The 22,618-nt window shown below is 65.9% G+C and carries 23 protein-coding genes; 10 read left to right on the top strand and 13 right to left on the bottom strand.

Going from position 1 to position 22,618, the window contains the following annotated elements:
* Positions 1–8: 8 nt before the first annotated feature.
* The 3 genes from C8D03_RS17545 to C8D03_RS17535 all read right to left on the bottom strand — a co-directional run bounded on the left by C8D03_RS17545 (position 9) and on the right by C8D03_RS17535 (position 3,320).
* Positions 9–1,691, bottom strand: a complete 1,683-nt coding sequence (locus C8D03_RS17545) for a methyl-accepting chemotaxis protein (protein ID WP_181301066.1) — start codon at positions 1,689–1,691, stop codon at positions 9–11.
* A 120-nt stretch (positions 1,692–1,811) separates the two neighbouring features.
* Complete coding sequence (locus tag C8D03_RS17540) at positions 1,812–2,486, bottom strand: RraA family protein (RefSeq protein WP_108048125.1); 675 nt, start codon at positions 2,484–2,486, stop codon at positions 1,812–1,814.
* A gap of 138 nt (positions 2,487–2,624) precedes the next feature.
* Positions 2,625–3,320, bottom strand: coding sequence for an SDR family oxidoreductase (locus C8D03_RS17535; protein ID WP_108048123.1), 696 nt, complete (start codon positions 3,318–3,320; stop codon positions 2,625–2,627).
* A gap of 95 nt (positions 3,321–3,415) precedes the next feature.
* Between C8D03_RS17535 and C8D03_RS17530 the strand changes: the two genes are divergently transcribed.
* A complete protein-coding gene (locus tag C8D03_RS17530) occupies positions 3,416–4,210 on the top strand; it encodes a class I SAM-dependent methyltransferase (RefSeq protein WP_108048121.1) in 795 nt (264 codons plus the stop codon).
* Between the two features lie 24 nt (positions 4,211–4,234).
* Here C8D03_RS17530 and C8D03_RS17525 read toward each other — a convergent pair whose 3' ends face one another.
* Positions 4,235–7,834: a hydantoinase B/oxoprolinase family protein gene (locus tag C8D03_RS17525; RefSeq protein WP_108048119.1), complete on the bottom strand. Its 3,600-nt coding sequence runs from the start codon at positions 7,832–7,834 to the stop codon at positions 4,235–4,237.
* Between the two features lie 219 nt (positions 7,835–8,053).
* Here C8D03_RS17525 and C8D03_RS17520 point away from each other — a divergent pair, with 219 nt between their 5' ends.
* The 4 genes from C8D03_RS17520 (at position 8,054) to C8D03_RS17505 (ending at position 11,586) form a co-directional block, all read left to right on the top strand.
* A complete protein-coding gene (locus tag C8D03_RS17520) occupies positions 8,054–8,602 on the top strand; it encodes a TRAP transporter small permease (RefSeq protein WP_108048117.1) in 549 nt (182 codons plus the stop codon).
* Positions 8,603–8,604: 2 nt separating this feature from the next.
* Positions 8,605–9,909, top strand: coding sequence for a TRAP transporter large permease (locus tag C8D03_RS17515; protein WP_108048115.1), 1,305 nt, complete (start codon positions 8,605–8,607; stop codon positions 9,907–9,909).
* An 80-nt stretch (positions 9,910–9,989) separates the two neighbouring features.
* Positions 9,990–10,958, top strand: a complete 969-nt coding sequence (locus C8D03_RS17510) for a TRAP transporter substrate-binding protein (protein WP_108051784.1) — start codon at positions 9,990–9,992, stop codon at positions 10,956–10,958.
* A gap of 97 nt (positions 10,959–11,055) precedes the next feature.
* Positions 11,056–11,586, top strand: coding sequence for a winged helix DNA-binding protein (locus C8D03_RS17505; protein WP_108051782.1), 531 nt, complete (start codon positions 11,056–11,058; stop codon positions 11,584–11,586).
* Positions 11,587–11,620: 34 nt separating this feature from the next.
* On the opposite strand, the gene C8D03_RS17500 is transcribed toward C8D03_RS17505, so the two are convergent.
* From C8D03_RS17500 to C8D03_RS17490, 3 genes are read right to left on the bottom strand one after another with little or no spacing between them, the layout of a single operon-like run.
* Positions 11,621–12,661, bottom strand: a complete 1,041-nt coding sequence (locus C8D03_RS17500; RefSeq protein ID WP_108048113.1) for a sensor histidine kinase — start codon at positions 12,659–12,661, stop codon at positions 11,621–11,623.
* A gap of 24 nt (positions 12,662–12,685) precedes the next feature.
* Positions 12,686–13,099 (bottom strand): response regulator, encoded by a 414-nt coding sequence (locus C8D03_RS17495; protein WP_108048111.1) that lies wholly within the window; start codon positions 13,097–13,099, stop codon positions 12,686–12,688.
* Between the two features lie 32 nt (positions 13,100–13,131).
* Complete coding sequence (locus C8D03_RS17490) at positions 13,132–14,619, bottom strand: sensor histidine kinase (protein WP_108048109.1); 1,488 nt, start codon at positions 14,617–14,619, stop codon at positions 13,132–13,134.
* Positions 14,620–14,983: 364 nt separating this feature from the next.
* On the opposite strand from C8D03_RS17490, the gene C8D03_RS17480 reads away from it, so the two are divergent.
* Positions 14,984–15,238 (top strand): hypothetical protein, encoded by a 255-nt coding sequence (locus C8D03_RS17480; RefSeq protein WP_146170219.1) that lies wholly within the window; start codon positions 14,984–14,986, stop codon positions 15,236–15,238.
* Between the two features lie 75 nt (positions 15,239–15,313).
* On the opposite strand, the gene C8D03_RS17475 is transcribed toward C8D03_RS17480, so the two are convergent.
* From C8D03_RS17475 to C8D03_RS17460, 4 genes are read right to left on the bottom strand one after another with little or no spacing between them, the layout of a single operon-like run.
* Positions 15,314–15,520 carry a hypothetical protein gene (locus tag C8D03_RS17475; protein ID WP_108048102.1) on the bottom strand — a complete coding sequence of 69 codons (207 nt, stop codon included), beginning with the start codon at positions 15,518–15,520 and terminating at the stop codon, positions 15,314–15,316.
* Positions 15,521–15,523: 3 nt separating this feature from the next.
* Positions 15,524–15,736: a hypothetical protein gene (locus C8D03_RS17470; RefSeq protein WP_108048101.1), complete on the bottom strand. Its 213-nt coding sequence runs from the start codon at positions 15,734–15,736 to the stop codon at positions 15,524–15,526.
* A 4-nt stretch (positions 15,737–15,740) separates the two neighbouring features.
* Complete coding sequence (locus C8D03_RS17465) at positions 15,741–16,016, bottom strand: DUF1488 family protein (RefSeq protein ID WP_108048099.1); 276 nt, start codon at positions 16,014–16,016, stop codon at positions 15,741–15,743.
* A 27-nt stretch (positions 16,017–16,043) separates the two neighbouring features.
* Positions 16,044–16,967 (bottom strand): beta-1,6-N-acetylglucosaminyltransferase, encoded by a 924-nt coding sequence (locus tag C8D03_RS17460; protein ID WP_108048096.1) that lies wholly within the window; start codon positions 16,965–16,967, stop codon positions 16,044–16,046.
* A 370-nt stretch (positions 16,968–17,337) separates the two neighbouring features.
* Between C8D03_RS17460 and C8D03_RS17455 the strand changes: the two genes are divergently transcribed.
* Positions 17,338–18,165 carry an aldo/keto reductase gene (locus tag C8D03_RS17455; protein ID WP_108051780.1) on the top strand — a complete coding sequence of 276 codons (828 nt, stop codon included), beginning with the start codon at positions 17,338–17,340 and terminating at the stop codon, positions 18,163–18,165.
* Between the two features lie 147 nt (positions 18,166–18,312).
* Here C8D03_RS17455 and C8D03_RS17450 read toward each other — a convergent pair whose 3' ends face one another.
* Both C8D03_RS17450 and C8D03_RS17445 read right to left on the bottom strand, forming a co-directional pair.
* The gene (locus C8D03_RS17450; RefSeq protein ID WP_108048094.1) at positions 18,313–18,867 is read right to left on the bottom strand and encodes an SRPBCC family protein; all 555 of its coding nucleotides are present in this window, start codon (positions 18,865–18,867) and stop codon (positions 18,313–18,315) included.
* Positions 18,867–19,184, bottom strand: a complete 318-nt coding sequence (locus C8D03_RS17445) for an ArsR/SmtB family transcription factor (protein WP_108048092.1) — start codon at positions 19,182–19,184, stop codon at positions 18,867–18,869. Before C8D03_RS17445 ends, C8D03_RS17450 begins: the two co-directional genes overlap by 1 nt.
* A gap of 145 nt (positions 19,185–19,329) precedes the next feature.
* Here C8D03_RS17445 and C8D03_RS17440 point away from each other — a divergent pair, with 145 nt between their 5' ends.
* From C8D03_RS17440 to C8D03_RS17430, 3 genes are all read left to right on the top strand, one after another.
* Positions 19,330–20,217, top strand: coding sequence for a DMT family transporter (locus tag C8D03_RS17440; protein ID WP_108048090.1), 888 nt, complete (start codon positions 19,330–19,332; stop codon positions 20,215–20,217).
* Between the two features lie 45 nt (positions 20,218–20,262).
* Positions 20,263–21,396: an iron-containing alcohol dehydrogenase gene (locus C8D03_RS17435; RefSeq protein ID WP_108048088.1), complete on the top strand. Its 1,134-nt coding sequence runs from the start codon at positions 20,263–20,265 to the stop codon at positions 21,394–21,396.
* Positions 21,397–21,500: 104 nt separating this feature from the next.
* On the top strand, positions 21,501–22,601 hold the full coding sequence (locus C8D03_RS17430) for a TRAP transporter substrate-binding protein (RefSeq protein ID WP_108048086.1): 1,101 nt from the start codon (positions 21,501–21,503) through the stop codon (positions 22,599–22,601).
* Positions 22,602–22,618: the final 17 nt, after the last annotated feature.

Raw genomic sequence — 22,618 nt, 5'->3', positions numbered from 1 at the left:
CAGTGCCTTCAGGCGGCACGCAAACGGCGGACGAAAGCGAGGGCCTCGCTCTGCAACGTGCCGATGCGCGCGTCGAGCGCCCGTGCACTGGCCGCGCCCATATCGGCCTGGCTGACGCTCTGGGCGTTGGCGACGGCGATCTCGGACATGGCGCCGGCGGCCGTTCCGGTGACATCGGAGATGCGCGAAACCGTCTCGCCGAGCGCGCCGAGTAATTCGGTGTGAGAGCCGACCATGGTCGATATCTCGGCGCTGGTCTGCTCGACGGCCCCGACGCTGGCCGCGATCGCCGAGACCGCCTCGGCGGCATGCGAAAGCGCCTCGTTGACGAGCGAGATCCGGGCGACGATCTGGGCCGTCGCCGCCGCAGTCTGCCCTGCCAGTTCCTTGACCTCGCCCGCGACCACGGCGAAGCCGCGGCCATGGACGCCGGCACGCGCCGCCTCGATCGTGGCGTTCAGCGCCAGCAGGTTGGTCTGGCGCGCAATCGCTTCGATGATCCCGACGACGTCGCGGATCTGCGTGGCGTTCTCGGTCAGGCGGTCGACGAGCGCCGTGGTGCCGGCCGCCTCCTCCGTCGCCGCCGTCGCCATTACGGAGACCCTGCGGACCTCGGCGTTGATCTGCCCGATCACCTGCTCCAGCCGCAGGGCGGCCTCGGTGCTGCGCTGCGCGTCCGCCCCGGCGCCATTCACCGACGAGGCCGCCGTCTCGGCACTCTTCGAGACCTGATGGACCCTCACCGCCGAATCCTGCAACGCCACCCGCAGAATCTCGCTCGAACCGGCGATCTCCTGCAGCAAAGCGCCGAGCCGCCGCTCGAATTCGTCGGCGATGCGCGCCAGTTCCTGCGTCCGCGCCTGCCGGTTCTGTTGCTCGAGGTCGGCCTCGGCCTCGCGCGTCACCAAGGTCGCCCGCACCTCGCTGAGCGTCCGGACCGTCCTGGCGAGCTGTCCAATTTCATCGGCTCGGCCCTGATGCGGCACGTCGACCAGCGTATCCGACGAACTCACGCTGGCTATCACCGCCATCAGATCGCGCAGCGGCCGGGTCAGATGCGCCCCGAGCACCAGGAATGCGACCATGCCGCCTGCCAGAGGCAGCAAGAGCGCGATCACGATCGTCCGCCGTTTCACCTCATCGGCCAGTCCGGCCGCCCGCCTGGTCGCATCCTCCGCCATGCGCCCGAGATCGTCGCGCATGGTGGATGTCGTCGCGATGATCTGGCGCACGTTCTGGCGCGCGGCGTCCGCACCGGCCTCGACCAGCGCGGCCCGGGTGGAAACGCGGCGGCCGATCTCGACGATGTCGCGCTGGAAGGACATGAAGGTCCTGATGCCGGGATCGAGGGTCGGGTTCGCCTCCAGCATCTCGCCCGGCAGCGACGAGATCAGGTTGGCGCGCGCCGCGTCGACCAACTCGACCGCAGTGTCCAACTGATCGAGCGCAGCCTGGATCTCCTCGGCGCTGCCGCCTTCCTCGAAGCGGCTGAGCAGCGAGGCATGGGTCACCCGGTTCGTCAGCAAGGCGGCGCTATTGGCCAGTTCGAGCTTGGCCAGCGCCTCCCGGTCGATGCGATGCACTGAATCAAGCCCGCGCACTGCGCTGACCAGACCCAGACCGGCGGCCAGACTCAGAACCGCGAACAGCAGGGTGATCTTCGCCGTCAATCCCAGTCTGCGCATCGTCATGGCCGCCATCGTCAAACGCTGGGGCCTATCTCGCAGATGCGAACGAACGACAGGTTAACGAAACCAACAAAATCAATATAATTCAATAGATTAGCCGGTTATCGACAACCCGCCGCCACGCTACAGAACCCCGTGGCGCTCGAATACCGAGCGCAGGCTCGCGCCCGCCAGCAGCTCGTCGCGCGTTGTGTCCTCGGCCTCGATCTTGCTCAGCGCGAGCGTGACCGCCTCAACGGCGAGGCGCTTCGGCACCACGACAACGCCATCGGCGTCACCGAAGATGAAATCGCCCGGCTCGACCCGCGCGCCTGCGACCTCGATCGGTTCGTCCATCGCCATCATCTCGGCCCGCCCCTTGGTGTCGAGCGGGCCGATGCCGCCATGGAAGAGCGGAAACTTCAGCTCCTTGATGCGGCGCACGTCGCGCACCAGCCCGTCCGTCAGGCAGCCCGCCGCGCCGCGCACCATCGAGGCCGTGGTCAGGAGTTCCCCCCAAGGAGCGATCCGGTCCGTCGGTCCGTCGCAACCCAGAACGGCGATCTCGCCCGGCTCGAGACTGTCGATCAGGTCCATTTCGAGGGCGTAGGGATTATGGCCTTCCGGAAAGTGATAGCGCTTCATGTAGAGGCCCGTACGGGCGAAGCCACACAGGATCGATGCCTCGTCGAGCGGCCGCACGAAGGGCTTCAACGCCTGGTTCGGCGCCCCGAGCTGGTCCAGCACATCCGAGAGCACCGCCGAGTAGAGTCTCGTCTTCAGCGTCTCCAGATCGAATAGTCCCGCGAGTTCCGACATCCCGTTCCCTCCGAGCCGACCGGCTTCGATCGCGCCACGGACCGGGCGCGTGCCGCCACAGAGTGCTGCATACGGCCGGCGCCGGTCCAGCCCCGGATCATGCATGCCGGGGGACCGGCTCCCGCGGAGCCCCGACGCTCACCAGGGGATCGTCTCGCCCTGCCAGGTGCGGAAGCTGTTGGTCTCTCCCATGCCGGACGCGTCGATCGTCGCGATCAGACCGGCCGCGCTCTCGGACGGCGCGATGTCGGCGCCGCCGCCGCCCATGTCGGTGCGCACCCAGCCGGGATGGAACAGCAACTGCGTGACACCGCGCTCGCGGACCGCGTTGCCGAACAGGACCATCGTCATGTTCACGGCGGCCTTGGACGAGCGATAGGTGATGTTGCCAGAGGGGTTGCTGCCGATCGAGCCCATCCGGCTCGAGATCGTCGCGATCTTGCGGCCGGCGCCGGCCTCGACATTCGGCAAGAAGGCCTGCGCGATCCGCAGCGGCGCGTAGACATTGACCTCGAAGACGTCACGCCAGGCGTCGAAATCCATCGCGAACGCCGATTGACGGTCGCGCGGACCATAGACCCCGGCATTGTTCAGCAGCACATCGATCGGCCGACCGTCGAGCGCAGCCTTCGCGGCGGCGACGCTTGCGTCGGAGGTCACGTCGAGTTCGAGCGGCATCAGCGCGGCCGGGTGCTCAGCCGCCAGTTCCGCCAATGCGCCTCCCCAGGGATTGCGCGCCGCCGCGACGACATGGTCGCCCCGGCGCAGCAGTTCCATCGTGATGGCAAGCCCGATGCCGCGATTGGCGCCGGTGATGATCCAGGTCTGGGGCATGGGCTTGTCTCCGTGGTGGAATACGGAATTAGGTCTTGCCGCCGCATCTTTCCAGACCGATGCTGCGCCCTCGTCGCGTTCGGAGAAGTCCCGCGATGGCAGAACGGCAAATCCAGTTCAACGACGGCGCCAGCTACGAACAGATGATGGGCAAATGGAGTCGGCTCGCCGGCGACATCGTCCTCGACTGGCTCGCTCCGGAACCGGGCCTGCGCTGGGTCGATATCGGCTGCGGCAACGGCGCCTCGACGCAGATGATCTATGATCGCTGCAGCCCGTCCGCGCTGAAAGGTATCGACCCCTCTGCCGCGCAACTGGAATTCGCACGGACGCGGCCATCGGCGAAGCTCGCGCAATTCGAACTCGGCAACGCCATGGCGCTCCCGTTCTCGACGGCGGAATTCGACGCCGCCATCATGGCGCTGGTCATCTTCTTCGTCCCCCTCCCGGCCAGGGGTGTCGCGGAAATGGTCCGGGTCGTACGCCCCGGGGGACTGGTCGCGGCCTATGCCTGGGACTTTCCCGGCGGCGGATTTCCGCTCGAGCCGGTCCAGGCGGAGATGCGGGCGATGGGGATGACGCCGCTGGTTGCGCCGCACCCCGAGATTTCACGGATCGACGCTCTCACTGCGCTCTGGACGCAAGCCGGCCTGCGCGACGTGGTAACCCGCGAAATCGTCGTCCGGCGCGATTTCGCGGATTTCGAGGATTACTGGCGGACATGCCTGCTCGGCGCAGCACTCGGCGCCGAAGTCGCCGGCATGGCCCCTGACGACGCCGTCCTGCTGAAGGAGCGCGTCAGACAACGCGTTCCCGCCCGGAGCGACGGCAGGCTCACCGCCAGCGCGAAGGCCAACGCCGTAAGGGGAACGAGACCGCCTCTCGCCTGAAACGCGCCCTCGGCAGAGGGCCCGTCACCCTTTTGGCGTGCCATACCCTCCCGCCGTAGGCGTAATCACCGTCACCGCCTCGCCGGCCTGAAGCAGCGTCTGGTCGGAGGGTTTCAATTCCTCGACCACGCCCGAAAGCCGCCTGACCAGCGTCCTGCCGACCTGTCCCGCCTCGCCGCCCTTGACGCCGAAGGGCCGGACCTTGCGATGCGAGGCGAGGATCGCGCAGTCCATCGTCTTCCGGAAGCGGATGGTGCGGCTGGTGCCGTCGCCGGCATGCCACTGCCCCTTGCCGCCCGAACCGGCGCGGATTTGGAAATCCTCCAGCACCACGGGAAAGCGCGTCTCCAGGATTTCCGGGTCGGTCAGGCGGGAGTTGGTCATGTGGACATGCACGCCCGAGGTGCCGTTGAAGCCCGGCCCCGCCGGCGAGCCCGAGCAGATCGTCTCGTAGTACTGGTACTCGTCATTGCCGAAGGTCAGGTTGTTCATCGTGCCCTGCGAGGCCGACATCGCCTCGAGTGCGCCGAACAGCGTGTTCGTCACCGCCTGCGAGACCTCGACATTCCCCGCGACGACGGCTGCCGGGTAGCGGGGGCTGAGCATCGAGCCATCGGGGATGATGATCCTGATCGGCCGCAAGCAGCCGGCATTCATCGGGATCGCGTCGTCGACCATCACCCGGAAGACGTAGAGCACGGCCGCCCGCGTCACCGGGGCCGGCGCGTTGAAATTGTCCTCGCGCTGCGGCGAGGTGCCGGTGAAGTCGACCGTCGCCTCGCGCCTGTCGCGGTCGATAGTGATCTTCACCTTGATCGCGCAGCCCTGATCCATCGGATAGGTGAATTCGGAATCGTGCAGCCTCGTCAGCAGCCTTGCGACGCTCTCGGCGGCATTGTCCTGGACATGGCCCATATAGGCTTGGACCACGTCGAGCCCGAAGGAGGCGATCATCTTCCTGAGTTCGGCGACGCCCTTCTCGTTGGCGGCGATCTGGGCCTTCAGGTCGTTGACGTTCTGCACGACGTTGCGGACGGGATAGCGTGCGCCTTTCAGCAGCGCGATGAGTTCGTTCTCGCAAAAACGACCCCGATCGACGATCTTAAAGTTGTCGATATAGACGCCTTCCTCCTCGATATGCGTCGCCAGCGGCGACATCGAGCCCGGCGCGACGCCGCCGACATCGGCATGATGGCCGCGGCTGGCGACCCAGAACAGGATCGTCTCTTTGCCCGCGTCGAAGACCGGCGTGCAGACCGTGATATCAGGCAGATGCGTCCCGCCATTATAGGGCGCGTTCAGGCAGTAGACATCGCCCGGCGCGATCGCCGCATTGTTCTTGATGACGGTTTCGACCGATTTGTCCATCGAGCCGAGATGCACTGGCATATGCGGCGCATTCGCCACCAGCGCCGCCGTCTGGTCGAAGACAGCGCAGGAGAAGTCGAGCCGCTCCTTGATGTTGACCGAATAGGCCGTGTTCTGCAGCGTCACGCCCATCTGTTCGGCGATCGACATGAACAGGTTGTTGAAGATCTCCAGCATCACCGGATCGGCCTTCGTCCCGATCGCAGCGTTCTGGACCAGCGCCTTCGCCCTGACCAGCACGAGGTGGTCCTTCGCCGTCAGCCTGGCCGACCAGCCATCCTCGACCACGACGGTCTGGTTCGCCTCGATGATGATCGCCGGCCCCACGACCTGCTGGCCGGGCGAGATCGCCTCGCGCCGCACCACCGCAGCCTCGTGCCACTGGCCCTTCGAGAACAGGCGCGTCCGCTCCGCGACGGCCGGCACTCCGGCCTGCTCCGGCGCGGACGCCTCCTCGAACTTCGCCCCGCCGCCGATGGCCTCGACCTCGACCGCCTCGACCACGAGCGCCTTGGTCTCGTCCATGAAGCCGAAGCGCGCCTTATGCGCGGCCTGGAAGGCATCGCGCATCGCCGCAGCGCTGCCCGCCGCAATCGCGATGGCGGTATCCGTGCCCGCGTAGCGGATATGGGCGCGGGTCAGGACCGCGATCTCGCCATCGGGCACGCCCTGCCCGGTCAGTTCGGCGCGGGTCTCGGCCGCGAGCCGGTCGGCCACGGGCGCGATGGCGGCCGGCGCCCGCTCGTCCAGGGCGGCATCGAGCGCCGCCGTCCGCGTCGAGCGGATTTCAGCCAGCCCCATGCCATAGGCCGAGAGCAAGCCTGAGAACGGGTGCAGCAGCACCGTCTTGATGCCCAGGGCATCGGCCACGAGACAGGCATGCTGCCCGCCGGCGCCGCCGAACGAATTCAGCGCATAGCGCGTGATGTCGTAGCCGCGCTGGACGGATATCTTCTTGATCGCTTCGGCCATGTTGGCGACGGCGATCTGGATGAAACCATCGGCGACCTCCTCAGGCGAACGCCCGTCGCCGACCTCGGCCGCGAGCGCCGCGAATTTCAGCCGAACCGTCTCGACATCGAGCCGCTGGTCGCGGCTCTCGCCGAAGATCGGCGGAAACCAGGCCGGGATCAGCTTGCCGACCATGACGTTGGCATCGGTCACAGCGAGCGGTCCGCCCCGGCGATAGGCGGCAGGGCCGGGATTGGCGCCGGCCGAATCCGGCCCGACACGGAAGCGCGCGCCGTCATAATGCAAAATGGACCCGCCACCGGCCGCAACCGTATGGATCAGCATCATCGGCGCGCGCATCCGCACGCCCGCGACCTCGGTCTCGAAGGCGCGCTCATACTCGCCGTCGAAATGGGCGACATCGGTCGAGGTCCCGCCCATGTCGAAGCCGATGACCTTGTCGAACCCGGCCGAGCGCCCGGTCTCGGCGAGCCCGACGACGCCGCCGGCCGGGCCGGAGAGAATGGCGTCCTTGCCCTGAAACAGCTCGGCGGCGGTGAGACCGCCCGACGACATCATGAACATCAGCCGCGCGCCGGTGCGGGCGATGTCGAGTTCCTCCGAGACCTGCGCGACATAGCGCCCGAGGATCGGCGAGAGATAGGCATCGACCACCGCCGTGTCGCCTCGCCCGACCAACTTGATCAGCGGCGACACCTCATGGCTCACGGAAACCTGCGGGAAGCCGATCTCGCGGGCGATGCGGCCTGCGACCTGCTCATGGGCAGGGTAGCGGTAGGCATGCATGAAGACGATGGCGACGGCCCGGAAGCCGGCGTCGTAGTGCGCCTGCAGATCGGCCCGGATCGCGACCTCGTCGGGCACGGACTCGACCGCGCCATCGGCCAGCACGCGCTCGTCGACCTCGACGACGGCATCATAAAGCTGCTCCGGCTTGATGATCTCCTTGGCGAAGATGTCGGGCCTTGCCTGGTAGCCGATGCGCAGCGCGTCGCGAAAACCCTTCGTCGTCACCAGCAACGTCCGGTCGCCCTTGCGCTCCAGCAGCGCATTGGTCGCAACCGTCGTGCCCATGCGAACCTCGCCGACCGTAGCGACCGGGATCGGCTCGCCCGTCTTCAGGCCGAGATGATCGCGGATTCCCTGCACCGCCGCATCGCGATAGGCGCCCGGATTCTCCGAGAGCAGCTTTCTGGCGTGAAGTTTGCCTGCAGGATCCCTGCCGATCACATCGGTGAAGGTCCCGCCCCGGTCGATCCAGAAGTCCCAACGCGACGACGACATCCCCAACATTCCCTCGTTTCGCGTCAGCCAAGCCATCGCTGACGTTTCATCGATAAATTGTCGATGTGTTGTTGACAAGGCGGATTCGGCGGATACGATCGCAATTGTGACCGGAACATGGCTGAGGGGCCGGGGCGGTCGCGAGACGGAGGATGCAATGACGCAAAGAGTCCTGGCAAATGAAGGCGTGCCCCGCGCCACGTCACAGGGGCCGCGCCCATGATCCGCCGTTCGCTCGACGGCCTTTATCTCATGGCCGGCTATATCGCTGGCGTGTTCCTGCTGGTGATCTTCGCCCTGATGATGCTGCTCTCGGTCGGCCGCGAGATCAATTTCAACGTGCCCTCGGGCGACGACTTCGCTGGCTGGGCCTTCGCAGCCATGTCCTTCTTCGGTCTGGCCCACACCTTCAAGAAGGGCGAGATGATCCGTGTCGGGCTTCTGCTCGAGCGGCTGCACGGCCCTGCGCGCAAGCTGGCGGAATTGATGTCCCTCGCCGTCGCTGGAACCTTCATCGGTTTCTTCACCTGGCAAACGGGCAAGCTCGCCTATGATTCCTGGCAGTATTTCGACATGTCGACGGGCGTCGTCTCTGTCCCGCTGTGGATGCCGCAACTCTCCCTCGTGCTCGGTCTCGGCACTCTCCTGATCGCCATCGTCGACGAATTTATCATCGTCCTGCGCACGGGCCGCGCGACCTATGATATGCCGCCGCCGCAGACGACCGAGGAACTGATCGATCGCATCGCTCAGGGCGGGGGCGTCTGACAATGACACTGCCTACCCTCGCTCTCGTCCTTCTCGGCACGCTCGTCGTCATTCTCGCCAGCGGCGTCTGGATTGCGGTCGGACTCGGCATCGTCGGCCTGCTCGCGATGTATCTCGTCACCGACGTTCCGATCGGCCAGGTCCTCGCCACAACGGTCTGGAGCGCCGCCAGCGGCTGGACGCTCACGGCACTGCCGCTGTTCATCTGGATGGGCGAAATCCTGTTCCGCACGCGCCTGTCCGAGCAGATGTTCCAGGGTCTCTCGCCCTGGCTGCAATGGCTGCCCGGACGCCTGATCCACACCAACATCATCGGCTGCGGCATCTTCGCCGCCGTCTCAGGCTCCTCGGCGGCGACGGTCGCGACGATCGGCAAAATCTCGCTCCCTGAGCTCAAGAAGCGCGGCTATGACGAGCAGCTCAGCCTCGGCACGCTTGCCGGCTCCGGCACGCTTGGCCTGTTGATCCCGCCCTCGATCCCGATGGTGGTCTATGCGGTGACGGCCAATGTCTCGGTGCTGCAGGTTTTCCTCGGCGGTTTCCTACCCGGCCTGCTCGTGATGGCGCTCTATATGGGCTACGTCATTATCTGGTCGCTGCTGAACCCCGACAAGACGCCACCGCGCGACCCCAAGATTCCCTTCGTCGAGAAGCTCCGGCAGTCGGCCAAGCTCGCTCCCTGCCTGGTGCTGATCGCGGCCGTTTTCCTCTCGCTGGTGCTCGGTTTCGCCACCGCGACGGAATGTGCCGCGTGGGGCGTCAGCGGCGCGCTGTTCCTTGCCTTGTGGAGCCGCACGCTGACCTGGCGGACGCTCTTCGAGAGCATTATGAGCGCCACCCGCCTGACCTGCATGATCATGCTGATCCTGGCAAGCGCAGCCTTCTGCACGGCGGCGATGGCCTATACCGGCATCCCCGCCGCACTGGCGGACTGGGTCAAGGGCCAGCAGCTCTCCGCCCATATGCTCGTGCTCGCGCTGACCTGCATGTACATCATCCTGGGCTGCCTGATCGACGGCATCTCGATGATCGTGCTGACCGCCGTGATCGTGCTGCCGATGGTCAAGGAGGCGGGCTTCGATCTCGTCTGGTTCGGCGTCTATCTCGTCATCCATGTCGAAATGGCGCAGATCACGCCGCCCGTAGGCTTCAACCTGTTCGTGCTGCAGAACATGAGCGGCAAGGACACCTGGACGATTGCGAAAGCCGCATTTCCGTTCTTCCTTCTGCTCAACGTCGCCGTCATCATCATCACGACCTTCCCGCAGATCGTGCTCTATCTGCCCAAGCTCGCCTTCCCGGACTGAACCGTCTTCACAAGCAGCTCAACAAAGAGGGAAATGACATCATGATCAACCGCAAGACCTTCATCAGTCGCAAGACCTTCATGGCCGCGACGCTCGCCTTCGGCGTCAGCACGCTTGCCTTCGCCGCCCCCGCCGCGGCCCAGACCAAGTGGAACCTTCCGGCCGCCTATCCGGGCGACAACCCCCACAGCGAAAACCTCGTCCTCTTCGCCAAGGACGTCGAGGCCGCCACGGGCGGCAAGCTCCAGATCACCGTCCACCCCAACGCCTCGTTGTTCAAGGCGCCCGAGATCAAGCGTGCCGTCCAGAGCGGCCAGGCGCAGATGGGCGAGGTCCTGCTCTCGATCCATGAGAACGAGGACCCGATCTTCGGCATCGACGTTGTGCCGTTCCTCGCGACCTCCTTCGCAGACTCCAAGAAGCTCTACGCCGCCTCCAAGGCCGCCGTGGAGAAGAAGCTCGACGCCCAGGGCGTCAAGCTGCTGTTCATGGTCCCCTGGGCTCCGCAGGGCGTCTACACGAAGAAGGATATCAACACGATCGAGGACATGAAGGGCCTGAAGTGGCGCTCTTACAATGTCGGCACCGCCCGTCTCGGCGAGTTGCTCGGCATGCAGTCGGTCACGATCCAGGCGGCGGAACTGCCGCAGGCGCTGGCGACCGGCGTCGTCAACTCCTTCATGTCCTCGGGCGGCACGGGCTACGATTCGAAGGTCTGGGAGTCGCTGACCCATTTCTACGACACGCAGGCCTGGATCCCGAAGGATGCGACCTTCGTCAACAAGGCCGCCTTCAACGCCCTCGACAAGGCGACGCAGGACGCGATCCGGAAGGCTGCGGCAACCGCCGAGGAGCGCGGCTGGAAGATGTGGCAGGAGAAGGCCGGCTGGTATCTCGACCAGCTCAAGGCCAAGGGCATGAAGGTGATGGCGCCCTCGCCCGAGCTCGCCGCCGGCTTCAAGAAGGCAGGCGATACCCTCACCGCCGACTGGCTGAAGAAGGCCGGCGCCGACGGCCAGGCCATCGTCGACGCCTACAAGAAGATGTGAGCAGCGATGTCATGGTCGGCCTTGAGCCGACCATCGCTTGCAGGAGATTCTCGGGTCGGCGCCGTGGCGCCGCCCGAGAATGACGGGCGTTTCAATCATGCCAGAAACAAAGCCGTTCCCCGACGACCTCGGCCCGATCGTCTCCTCCGGCCACCTCGCCGCGGGCGCGATGCCGGCGCTATCGGAGTTCGAGTTCGCGATGAACATGACGGTGCATGCCTTCCAGCGCTGGATGGTGCGCTGCATGGCGGCGGCCGGCGTGCCCGATCTCTCGCCGCTCGACGTGCTGGTGCTGCACAACGTCAACCACCGGGCCAAACCCAAGCGGCTGGCCGACATCTGCCTCGTCCTCAACATCGAGGACACGCATCTGGTGAACTACGCCCTCAAGAAGCTGGAACGGCTGAAGCTCCTGAAATCCGGGCGCAAGGGCAAGGAAAAAACCGTCACCGTCACGCCCGCCGGCGAGGACGCCTGCAAGCGCTACGCCCAGATCCGCGAGCAGTTGCTGGTCAAATCGGTGCTCGCCACCGGCCTCGAACCTGCGCGCATCTCCGAGATCGCCGCCGCCATGCGCTCGCTCTCGGGCCAGTACGACCAGGCGGCCCGCGCCGCGGCGAGCCTATGACGCCCGGTCGGGCGCGGCTCGGCCCAGTGCCCGGCTAGCTGTCGTTCTCGATCCTGATCACGGCGCGCGTGCCCTTCGGCTGCTGTGCGTATTCGATCGTGGTCGACAGGCTCTTCGCCATCGCGCCGATGATCTTGCCGCCGAGGCCCGTCCCCGTCGCCTGACCCTGGCCGGTCCAGCCGACGCCGTCATCGGCGACAACCAGCACGGTCGCCCCGTCGGCATCCCGCGACAGCGAGACGCGGATTTCGCCTGGCTCCTCCGGATAGGCGTATTTGATCGCGTTCGTGACCAGTTCGGTCACGATCATGCCAATCGAGACCGCCTTGTCGGTCTTGGCCTGGATCGGCACCGCCTCGAACCGGATCGTCGGCGTCCGCCCCGCCGCCGACATCGACTGGCCGAGTTCGCCGACCAGCGATTCGAGATAGGCCGCGAGATCGACCGTCCTGACATCCTCCGAGGTGTAGAGGCTGCGATGCAGATTGCCGATCGCCGTGATCCGCGCCTGCGTCTCGGCGAGCGCGGCGCGCGCGCCGGCATCCTTCACCGCCGAGGCCTGCATGCGCACCAGCGAACTCACCAGGGAGAGGCTGTTGGCGACACGGTGATTGACCTCGGCCAGCAGCACGATTGCACGGTCGCGCGCCTCGCGGACCTCGCGTTCGGCCGCCTCCTTGGCGCGCATCAGTCGCGTCCGCTCGGCCGAGTGCTCGAGCGCCGAAACGAGCAGGATCTCGAAATCCTCGCCGATCGTCTTGACGACATAGTCGACGGCGCCGGCCTTCAGCGCCTGCACCGCGATCGACAGTTCCGAAGAAGCGGTGACATAGACGACCGGCGGCGCACCCTCGCTGCGGCTCAGCTCCGCCAGCACGTCGAGGCCAGAACTCGTCCCGAGATCATGGTCCAGAATGACGGCATCGATGCCGCCGCGGGCGATGCGGGCGTAGCCGGACTGTGGATCCAGCACATGCTCGACGGCATACCCACGCCGGCCAAGCATCTTCTGGACGAGACGGCCCAGCGCGGCGTCGTCGTCGATATAGAGGATCGTGAGCGTGCGGTTCGGCATCGTGGCGGCAGTCGCGCGGAGCGCTCAGCGTGTCTCGGGCACTTGCATGACCGAAAAGAACAGCCCGAGCTGGCGGATCGCGTTGGCGAAGCCGTCATAGTTCACCGGCTTCGTGATGTAGACATTGGCGCCGAGATCATAGCAGCGCTGGATTTCGCGACTATCGTCCGTGGTGGTCAGGACCACGACCGGCGAGCGCTTGGTGTGCAGGTTGGCCTTGACCTTCTCGAGGATGTCGACGCCGCCCATATCGGGCAGATTGAGGTCGAGCAGGATCAGGAGCTGGCGCCCCGAACTCACCATGCCGGAGCCGTCGGGGCCGAACAGATAGGCGAGCGCATCCGTCCCGTTGGTGAAGGGGATGATCTCGTTGTTGACGCCCGCGCGCCGGATGTTCTTCTCGATCAGCCGGGCGTGGCCTTCGTCATCCTCGATCATCACGATCGAAACTGGCTTTCCGTTGGACACGTTCAGATACTCCGTTTGACTGTCGCGAGGTCGCTCGGCAGCAGAACCGTGAAGGTCGTTCCCACCCCGAATTCGGACCGCACGGTGATGTCCCCGCCGAGATTACGCACCAGCGTGCGCACATGCGCCAGACCGATACCCTCTCCGGGTGTATTTTGCGTTCCCGAGCGGCGAAACAGCTCGAAGATCCGCTCATGATCGCCGGCCGCGATGCCGCGGCCATTGTCCTCGATCTCGATCGCAATCCAGCCGGGACGGACGGCCCGCGTCCGCGCAACGATCTCCAGCGGACGCTCGGACGAGCGATACTTGATCGCGTTGTCGAGCAGATTGCCGACGATCTGGTCGAGCGAGAAGCTGTCGCTGACGATGCTGCCCACCTTGGCGTCGATCGTGATGCCGCCGCCCGTCTCGCTGGCCTGGTGGTGCACGGCAGCAGCAGCCGCCTCGAGCTGCGCGCCCAGCTTCAGCCGCTCGGGTTTGAGCGCCCTGCTGCCCTCGCGCGAGATCTTGAGGATCGCATTGATCAGCCCGTCCATCTTGCGCGTCGAGGAGCGAATGAATTCGAGCGCCTCCGGCGCGTCGGTTTTCAGTGCGAGCTCCGCCTCGGGCTTCAGCTCGGCGGCCTTTTCGCCCTCCGCTTCGACATAGGCCTCGATCGGCTTGAAAGTGGCCTCCAGCTCGCTGGTGAAGCCCATGATGTTGACCAGCGGCGCGCGCAGGTCATGCGTGACGATATAGGCGAAGCGCTGGATTTCCTCATTGGCCTTGACCAGCGCATCGGTGCGCTCCCGCACCCGCTCTTCGAGGCCGACATTCAGCCCTTCGAGCTCGCGGCGCGCCGCCATGATCTCGCGGGTATAGCCGAGAATCGTCCAGGCGGCGGTGGCGGCCAGCCCCAGGATGACGATCGCCCCGATGATCGTGACCCAGCGCAGCCGAAAGGCCGTGGTCTCCTGCGCCGCGATGGCCGCGATCAGCGCCGACTCCGATCGTTCGAGGATGCTGGCGAAGCCGGCGCGCGCCTCGTCCATCAGCGCTCTGCCGCGCCCGTCACGCACGGTGGCCAGCGCCTGCTCGAAATTGCCGCTTTGCGCGACCTCGACGGTCGCGGTCAGCTCTGCAAGCTTCGCCGCCAGGCCCGTCTTCAGCCTGTCGATATAGGGCGCCATGTCCGGCAGCCCGTCGACCGACGCCGCCAGGCGCCCGAACCGCTCGTCATAGCGGGCAAGGGCATCGCTGTAGGGTGAAAGGTACTCCCGATCCCGCGTCAGCAGGAAGCCGCGCTGGCCGGTCTCCGCATCCTGCACCAGCGACATCAGATCGGCCGAAGCGCTGCGCACCTCGCGAGCGGCCACGACATCGCTGAAATTGCGCTCGGTCGCCAGGGTCAGCCAGAGCGAACTGACGACGATCGCGATGAGGACGGCGATGCCCGCCGCCATCAGCAGCAGGTTGGTTCGCCGGAAGAAGGCTTGGGAGATGGGCATGGTCGGTCCGGAGGGTAACGCCGCTTCGATGACCGTTCACGCGCCGGCTCGCAAGGTAAAATGACATGGTGGCGCAGGTTACGCCGTGCGTTCGGCGAGACGGAATGCCCCCGCACGCGCGGCCGGCCACACGGCCCCCTTGGTAGGGCGGATCGAGAGCATGATACGGCCATTGGCGAGAGGGGGAATAAGGTGGGGAGAATACGGTCGGGCATAGGAGACGATGTGCCAAAGGACCGCCGTCGCCACCTGCTCAAGAAGGAAGATTGCCTTTCTGATACGCTCGCCATCGTGGATGGCGCGCCTCCGGCTGCGAAACATGCGATGGTTCGGCCTCGCCGATCGGCGCCAGGGAACAAGCTGCATGGACATCGTCGTCACGCCGACCGCCCTCGGGGCCTGGAACCTGGTCGATCTGCTGGGGCGCCACGTCGGTATCGTCGAGGAAGCCGCGCCAGCTGAATTCCGGATCACCCTCGGCGAGCGTATCGCCGATTCGATGCGCGCCATGAAGCGCGGCCCTTTCGCCACGCTCGACAAGGCCCTGTCCGAGATCGAGACCTTTACCCGATCGACCTGCCGGCTGGCACCGTCCATCGGCCCGGAGAAGGAGGCGTGATGCCCGCCGACGGCGCCAGGCTCTCGAAGATGGCGCATCGCAGAAAGGGAACGGTTCGGCTCCACGCAGCCGGCTCTAGTGTTTTTCTGGATCGGGCGCCGGACTCACGCGGTCCATGGCCGCCTTCTCCAATCGTAGGGCTTTCAGCCGGGCCGTTTTCGCATCGCGAGCCTGCTCGACCTGCTCTGTCTCGGACATGATCCTGGACTGCACCGACGAGCGGTTCTGAACGCGCAGGAACGCGTTGTCGGCATCGACGCGCAGTTTCGACTTCGCGGTCATCGCCTAATCCTTCGCACCGTCGCCTGCTGCTGCCTCGATCTCGTGATGATCGATCGCCCGTTCGCGGCCGTCCGGTCCACGGACGCGGTACTGCGCCTCCCTGTTGTCACGCGCCGGCATCAGCCGCGTGATCTCGAAGGGGCCGACCCGGGGCTGGTTGGCGAAATCCCGAGTCAGTTCGACGAGATCGCCGGGCTTGTAGGGTGGGCGTGCCATATCGTCAGCCTTTTCCGGAAATGTCAGCCGCAGTAATGCGGTGGTAGCTGGCCCGGCGCCGGCCATAAGCCGCCGACGCCGCATTCAGGATCGCATCGCGATGGCTGTCGAAGGTCGCGAGCAGTTGCGCCTCGTCATCGCCGGTGGCCGCGCCGAGCTTGCGCAGGGCGTCGATCTCGATCTGGAAAGCAATCTCCAGCGCGGCGTCCGAGCCCCAGAAGCTGATGCAGGAGCGGCCGGCATCGAAGCTGCGCACCGGATTGGGAAAGTTCAGTGCCATCTTGATGCCTCTCTTCGCGGCCGAGACTCAGGACGCCAGGAAGGCGGCCTGCGCGACGGGCACAGAAAGATGGACCGGAACCGGGATACGGGGCCGCAGCGGCAGCGGCATCGGCGGCTCGTCGGCGCGCAGCCGATCATCGATCATGTCGAGAATCTCGTCATCGACCGTCGCGTCGAACTTGCGGGCGAACAGGCAGTGGCTCGCCAATAAGTCCGGCGCATCCTCGGCGATGAAGGTGCGCGGGCGCAGCTTGATGTCGCCGTCGGGCACCCAGTCGATCATGCGCAGGTCGTCGCTGACGATCTCGCCATGGGCCGTCGTGTTCATCATCACGGTCTGGAAGAACCCCTCATCGGCGATGAACGTGTTGCGGTAGAAGGCCTTGTAGCGCTTTGCCTGCGGATCATGGCAGACGAACTCGCAGAAGCGCCGGCTGACGATCATCCACTGGTTGCCGATATAGGGCGAGACGCCCGCCATGAAGGAGCGCGGGAACGGCGTCCTGACGATGCGCTTCTCGAACTCGATCACGTAGCGGCCGATGCGCTTCATGGTCTCGGGCCGCGCCTTGCGCTGATCGAGGACCTTGATGAACTCCTTGCCGCGGTTGCGCTTCAGGAAGGTGGCGATCTCGTCCTGGCTCTTGAGCGGATAGTCCTGGCCGCTCAGATTGATGAAGAACTCCCAATCGGCGCCCATTTCGAGCAACTGAGCCATGCCGCGCAGTTCGGCATCGACGAGGCTGTAGCCGCCCCAGAGCGCGCGGTGACCCTTGAGGATCGCGCTGTTGGGAAAGCCGCGCAGGAAACGGCGAATATCGGCTTCCAGCTCCGGGCCCGAATTCTTGTCGACATGGATCAGATAGTGATTGGCGGGATCGTAGATTGACTTGAACATGCGCTTGAACTGCGCGGGATACCGATGAACCAGAACAAGATACGCGATCAAATCTGAATTTCCTTAAATAGGAGGCAGAAAAAGAGATAGATGAATCATGGAAACGGCGCCGGCACCTGGACAAACGACGCCCACAGGCGACGGCAGGGACCGGCACCAGTGCCCATCCGCCGCGCAAGCGCGCGCCATCTGCCCCAAAAGGAGCTTCAGCAATACCGATATTGTCTCGAGGCTGGCCGTACCGGAGCAGATCAACCGCAACCGCGGCTTGCTCTCGACGACCCTGTTTTGGACATGGTGTGGCCCACCTCCCATTATAAGGGCACCGCAGGAATAAGTCGGCCATCGAAAGACCACTGTTGGCGCTCGCAGCATGCTAGCCATGGACCGCCCGCCGCGCCGGTCGGCCGGGAGAGCGACCATGCAGACCATCAGCGCCAACGGAGCCGCGATCCCTTCATTGGGTTTCGGAACCTTCCGCATGGAGGGCAAAGACGTGCTGCGGATGGTCCCGGCCGCGCTGCGGCTCGGCTTCCGTCATGTCGACACGGCCCAGATCTATCGCAACGAGGCCGAGGTCGGCGAAGCCATCACCCGCAGCGGCGTGCCGCGCGGCGATATCTTCCTGACCACCAAGGTCTGGATCGACAATTTTGCCTCGGACAGGTTCATGGCTTCGGTCGATGAAAGCCTCGCCAAGCTGCGGACCGACCATGTCGACCTCCTGCTGCTGCACTGGCCCAACGGCACCGTACCGCTGGCCGAGCAGATCGGTGCGTTGAACGCGGTGCGCGAGGCTGGAAAGACCAGCCACATTGGCGTCAGCAACTACAACATCGCCCTTTTGAAAGAGGCGATGGCGCTCAGCGATGCGCCGCTTGTGACCAATCAGGTCGAGTATCACCCCTTTCTGGCGCAGAACCGGCTGCTCGCAGCATTGCGTGATGCCGGCATGGCGCTGACCGCCTATTACGCGATGGCGGACGGAAAGGTCTTCGAAGACGCGACGCTGGCGGAACTGGCGCGCCGCCATGACCGCAGCATCGCCCAGATCGTCCTGCGCTGGCTGGTGCAACAGTCGGGCGTGGTGGCGCTGACAAAAACGCTGAGCGAGGTGCGGGCGCGCGATAATGCCGCGATCTTCGACTTCGAACTCGATGACGCCGACATGGCAGCCATCGGCGCCCTCGCCCGCCCGGACGGTCGTCGGCTCAGCCCGGACGGACTTTCGCCCATTTGGGATGTCTGAGGTCCTGCACCAGCCAACCGGGGCAGGTGTCGCCGACCGACCGGCAGCGAACATCGCGCACGGCCCCGATGCGACAGATCCTCACTCACGCGCAAGGCGAGCCTGGCGAAACCGCCGGGCCCGCACCTTCGCGCGCTTCTCCTCGCATCACTCCGCCTCGTGCTGCCGCTCCGCATACTCCGCCATCAGCCGCTCATGCCGGGACCAGAAGCCGCGCGGCTTTTGCCCGAGCAATTGGTCCTCGAGCAAGCCGAGATGCAGGTGCCAGCCGCTGGAGACGTTCGCCATCCGGCTCTTCGTCGCAAGCCTGCGATGGGTCAGCACAAGGCGGACCTTGTCTCCGGCCGGCGTCAGCTCGATCTCGACGTCGGAATCCGGATCGCCCATGCCCTGCCAGGTGAAGGACAGGCGATGCGGTGGCTCCCACACCGTCACGGTGCCGCCCATCAGCGCGCCCTCGTCATTCATTTTGCGATGGCTTTCCGGCGGCGGCTCGTCGGTGATCTGCGAATGCTTGAAGTAGAGCGCGATCTGTCCGCCCGCGTGCGGCTCGGTTTCGCCGCCGCAAAACCAGGTCGCGCGCTTGTCGGCTTCCGTCAAATAGGCCCAGACCCGCTCGATCGGGCCGGACAGCAACCGCTCGAAGCGCACCGCGCCACTCTCCAGGACGGCACCATACTCGTTGCTCGTACCAGCTTGCATCACGCCTCCTCGCCCGGATCGGGCTTTTGCAGCGCAGCCTCGAGGGCTGCCAGTCTGTCGGGCCAGAACGCGCGTACGCGCCTGACCCATTGGTCGAAACCGTCGATGCCGTCGGGATCCAGCGCATAGATCCGCCTTTGCCCGGCGACCGTGACCCGAACCAGCCGGGCCTCTCGCAGCGTCCTGAGATGCTGCGAGATTGCCGGCGCCGACACCGTGAACCGCTCGCCGATCTCACCGGCCGAGAGCGCGCCTTGCGCCAGCATCTCGACGATGCGGCGGCGTGTCGGGTCGGCGAGAGCGGCAAATGCGTCCATAGCCTATTAATTCGATATCTACTTAATTAAGTCAATAATAAATTATTGTGCGGCGCTTCTGGTCTGCCCCCTCCGCTGCGGGCGCGCTTGATCGCGACGGCGGGCTCGGCCATTGCGAAGGCCCTTCCACGGCACCCGGCGACGCATGCCCACCCGAAACGCGACCCTGGCCGGCATCGCCATGATGCTGCTCGGCATCCTGATGTTCTCCCTCAACGACGTGATGGGGAAATGGCTGGTCGCGACCTACACGGTCGGCCAGGTCCTGCTGCTGCGCAGCGCCGCCGCGCTGCTGCTGCTTCTGCCTTTCGTCTTCGCCCAGGGGATCGGCCGCACGCTCAGGCCGGAAAAGCCCGGGCTGCAGGTCTTGCGCGTGCTCTTCGGCTCCGGCGAGGTCGCGCTGTTCTACCTCGCCGTCTCCTATCTGCCGCTTGCCGACACGATGACGATCTGGCTCGCAGCGCCGATCTGGGTGGTCATCCTGGCCGCGCTGCTGCTCGGCGAACGCGTCGATACCGGCCGCTGGCTCGCGGTGGCGATGGGCTTCGTCGGCGTCGCAGTGTCGCTGGATCCGACCGGCGCGAGTCTCTCGCTGCCGGCCCTGATCGCGCTGGCCGGCAGCATCCTGTTCGCCGGCATGATGATCGCCGGCCGGCAGCTGCGCGGCACGCCCGACGTCACGCTCGTCGCCTGGCAAACGCTGGGCGCCCTGCTGATGGGGCTCGTCCTGCTGCCTTTCGGCTGGGTGATGCCGAGCCTGACCGACGCCGCGCTGATCGCCCTGCTCGGCGTCGTCGCGATGGTCGCGCATCTCTGCGTCACGCGCTCGCTCAAGCTGGCCGAGGCGTCGGTCGTCGTGCCCTACCAATACACGCTGATCATCTGGGCGCTCGTCTTCGGCTGGTTCGTCTTCGGCGACTGGCCGACACCGGCGATGCTGGCGGGCGCCGCACTGATCGTGGCGGCCGGCCTCACCCTGCTTGTGCTCGAACGGCGCGTGGCCCCCGCTAAAGCCGCGCTTGATCTCCCCTGACCGGGCACGCGACACTCTCCCCCTCGCTGGCGAAGGATTAAGACCATGGCCCTGATCACCTATCTCACCACCGTCAAGTTCGGCTTCGGCGAGATCGCCGGCATCGAGGCGGATCTCGCCGGCATCGGCGTCTCGAAGCCGTTGATCATCGCCGACAAGGGTATCGTCGCGGCAGGCCTGGTCGCCACCGTGCAGGGACAGTCTCCCCTCCTGGCGGCCGCGCCCGTCTTCGACGCCACGCCGACCAACCCGACGGAAGACGCTGTCGAGGCTGCCCTCGTGCTCTATCGGCAGCACGCTTGCGACGGGCTCGTCGCCATCGGCGGCGGCTCGCCGATCGACCTCGCCAAGGGCGTAGCGCTGCTCGCGACGCATCCAGGCTCGCTCGAAGCCTACGCCGCGATCCTCGGCGGCATTCCGAAGGTCACGTCGGCCGTCGCGCCGGTGATCGCCGTGCCGACGACCTCCGGCACCGGCAGCGAAGTCGGCCGCGCCGCGCTGATCACCCTGAAGGACGGCCGCAAGCTCGGCTTCATCTCACCCTATCTGATCCCGCGGCTCGCGATCTGCGATCCCGAGCTGACGCTCGGCCTGCCCGGCTGGCTCACCGCCGCGACCGGCATGGACGCCGTGACCCACTGCATCGAGACCTATCTCAGCCCCCGCGAAAATCCGCCGGCCGAGGCGATCGCGCTCGACGGGCTGAAGCGCGCCGTCGACTTCATCGAGCGCGCCGTCAAGGACGGGGCCGACCGCGAAGCCCGCAAGGAGATGATGATGGCGGCCCTTCAGGGCGGCCTCACCTTCCAGAAGGGGCTAGGGGCCGTGCATGCGCTCTCCCACCCGCTCGGCGGCCTCAAGGAGGTCTCGCTGCATCACGGCACGCTCAACGCCGTGCTGCTGCCGGCCGTGCTGCGCTTCAACGAACCGGAGGCGAAAGCGAAATACGCCACGATCCGCGCCACGCTCGGTCTTCCGCCGGACACCGACCTCGCGGCCTGGATCGCCGATCTGGTCAGGAGACTCGGCATGCCCGGCAGCCTGTCGGCGATGGGGCTCCCCCACGCCGTGATCCCCGCCATCGCCGAAGCCGCGACCAAGGACCATTCGAGCGCGACCAACCCGCGCACCGCGAGCGCAGCCGACTATGCCGCCATGCTGGAGGCATCCTTCGGCTGAAAATACCGCTGCTATCCGCCACCGCGCCGGCCACCGGCCGGCGCATCGTCGAGCACAAGGCCAGCCGACACCGAGACCCAGGGCCGAAGAGGGAGAAGACGCAGATGACGAACAGACGTGACATGCTCAAGGGCGGGCTGGCCGGCGCCGGTGTCGCGCTCGCCGCCGGCGCGACGCCAGCCGCCGCGCAGACTACCGGCGCCACGATCAAGTGGCGCATGACCTCAAGCTATCCGAAAGCGCTCGACGCCGTCTTCGGCGCCGGCGACATCTTCAGCAAGGCGGTCTCGGACATGTCCGGGGGGCGCATCCAGCTCCAGCACTTCGCCGCCGGCGAGGTCGTGCCCGGACTGCAGGCGCTCGACGCCGTCCAGAACGGCACCGTCGAATGCTGCGACACGGCAGCCTTCTACTATATCGGCAAGGACCCTTCCTTCGCCTTCGGCGCGGCGGTGCCCTTCGGCCTCAACACACGCCAGCAGAACGCCTGGTTCTTCCAGGGCGGGGGCCTCGCGCTCTTCAACGAATTGCTGGCGCAGTACAATGTCATCGGGCTGCCGATCGGCAATACCAACGCCCAGATGGCAGGCTGGTTTCGCAAGGAAATCAAGACGATCGACGATCTCAAGGGCCTCAAGATGCGGATCGGCGGGCTCGCCGGCCAAGTCATCGCGAAACTCGGTGCCGTACCCCAGCAGATCGCCGCAGGCGACATCTACCCGGCACTGGAACGCGGCACGATCGACGCCGCCGAATGGGTCGGCCCCTATGACGACGAGAAGCTCGGCTTCAGCCGCGTCGCGCCCTATTACTACTATCCCGGCTGGTGGGAGGGCTCCTCCGCCATCCTGTTGATGATCAACAGGGCGAAGTGGGACGAACTCAGCGCCACCGACAAGGCTGTCTTCACCGCTGCGGCCCATCAGGCCCACTCGCTGACCATCGCCAAATACGACGACGTCAACCCGGCCGCGATCAAGCGCCTGATCGCGGCGGGCACGCAGTTGCGCGCCTTCTCGCCCGAGATCATGGACGCCTGCGCCAAGGCGGCGAACGAACTCTACGAGGAGATCGGCGCCAAGAACCCGATGTTCAAGAAACTCCACGACCACATGATGGCCTATCGCAACGAGCAATTGCTCTGGCAGCAGGTCGCCGAGTTCAATTACGACGCCTACCAGATTCGTTCGCGCGCCCGTCGCTGACAGCGGCGGCGTCCCGG

Source organism: Bosea sp. 124, from assembly GCF_003046175.1.
In the GTDB taxonomy this organism is placed as follows: domain Bacteria; phylum Pseudomonadota; class Alphaproteobacteria; order Rhizobiales; family Beijerinckiaceae; genus Allobosea.
Note: the sequence above shows the minus strand (reverse complement) of the source record. Positions and strands in the feature narration are given on the sequence as shown.

Bases quoted from the DNA above. Each gene is read 5' to 3' on its own strand.
- C8D03_RS17470 (WP_108048101.1), bottom strand. From the start codon at position 15,736: ATGGCACGCCCACCCTACAAGCCCGGCGATCTCGTCGAACTGACTCGG.
- C8D03_RS17430 (WP_108048086.1), top strand. From the start codon at position 21,501: ATGACGAACAGACGTGACATGCTCAAGGGCGGGCTGGCCGGCGCCGGT.
- C8D03_RS17520 (WP_108048117.1), top strand. From the start codon at position 8,054: ATGATCCGCCGTTCGCTCGACGGCCTTTATCTCATGGCCGGCTATATC.
- C8D03_RS17510 (WP_108051784.1), top strand. From the start codon at position 9,990: ATGGCCGCGACGCTCGCCTTCGGCGTCAGCACGCTTGCCTTCGCCGCC.
- C8D03_RS17530 (WP_108048121.1), top strand. From the start codon at position 3,416: ATGGCAGAACGGCAAATCCAGTTCAACGACGGCGCCAGCTACGAACAG.
- C8D03_RS17540 (WP_108048125.1), bottom strand. From the start codon at position 2,486: ATGTCGGAACTCGCGGGACTATTCGATCTGGAGACGCTGAAGACGAGA.
- C8D03_RS17515 (WP_108048115.1), top strand. From the start codon at position 8,605: ATGACACTGCCTACCCTCGCTCTCGTCCTTCTCGGCACGCTCGTCGTC.
- C8D03_RS17480 (WP_146170219.1), top strand. From the start codon at position 14,984: ATGGACATCGTCGTCACGCCGACCGCCCTCGGGGCCTGGAACCTGGTC.
- C8D03_RS17525 (WP_108048119.1), bottom strand. From the start codon at position 7,834: ATGTCGTCGTCGCGTTGGGACTTCTGGATCGACCGGGGCGGGACCTTC.
- C8D03_RS17450 (WP_108048094.1), bottom strand. From the start codon at position 18,867: ATGCAAGCTGGTACGAGCAACGAGTATGGTGCCGTCCTGGAGAGTGGC.
- C8D03_RS17495 (WP_108048111.1), bottom strand. From the start codon at position 13,099: ATGATCGAGGATGACGAAGGCCACGCCCGGCTGATCGAGAAGAACATC.
- C8D03_RS17500 (WP_108048113.1), bottom strand. From the start codon at position 12,661: ATGCCGAACCGCACGCTCACGATCCTCTATATCGACGACGACGCCGCG.
- C8D03_RS17455 (WP_108051780.1), top strand. From the start codon at position 17,338: ATGCAGACCATCAGCGCCAACGGAGCCGCGATCCCTTCATTGGGTTTC.
- C8D03_RS17435 (WP_108048088.1), top strand. From the start codon at position 20,263: ATGGCCCTGATCACCTATCTCACCACCGTCAAGTTCGGCTTCGGCGAG.
- C8D03_RS17505 (WP_108051782.1), top strand. From the start codon at position 11,056: ATGCCAGAAACAAAGCCGTTCCCCGACGACCTCGGCCCGATCGTCTCC.
- C8D03_RS17465 (WP_108048099.1), bottom strand. From the start codon at position 16,016: ATGGCACTGAACTTTCCCAATCCGGTGCGCAGCTTCGATGCCGGCCGC.
- C8D03_RS17445 (WP_108048092.1), bottom strand. From the start codon at position 19,184: ATGGACGCATTTGCCGCTCTCGCCGACCCGACACGCCGCCGCATCGTC.
- C8D03_RS17490 (WP_108048109.1), bottom strand. From the start codon at position 14,619: ATGCCCATCTCCCAAGCCTTCTTCCGGCGAACCAACCTGCTGCTGATG.
- C8D03_RS17545 (WP_181301066.1), bottom strand. From the start codon at position 1,691: ATGACGATGCGCAGACTGGGATTGACGGCGAAGATCACCCTGCTGTTC.
- C8D03_RS17535 (WP_108048123.1), bottom strand. From the start codon at position 3,320: ATGCCCCAGACCTGGATCATCACCGGCGCCAATCGCGGCATCGGGCTT.
- C8D03_RS17475 (WP_108048102.1), bottom strand. From the start codon at position 15,520: ATGACCGCGAAGTCGAAACTGCGCGTCGATGCCGACAACGCGTTCCTG.
- C8D03_RS17440 (WP_108048090.1), top strand. From the start codon at position 19,330: ATGCCCACCCGAAACGCGACCCTGGCCGGCATCGCCATGATGCTGCTC.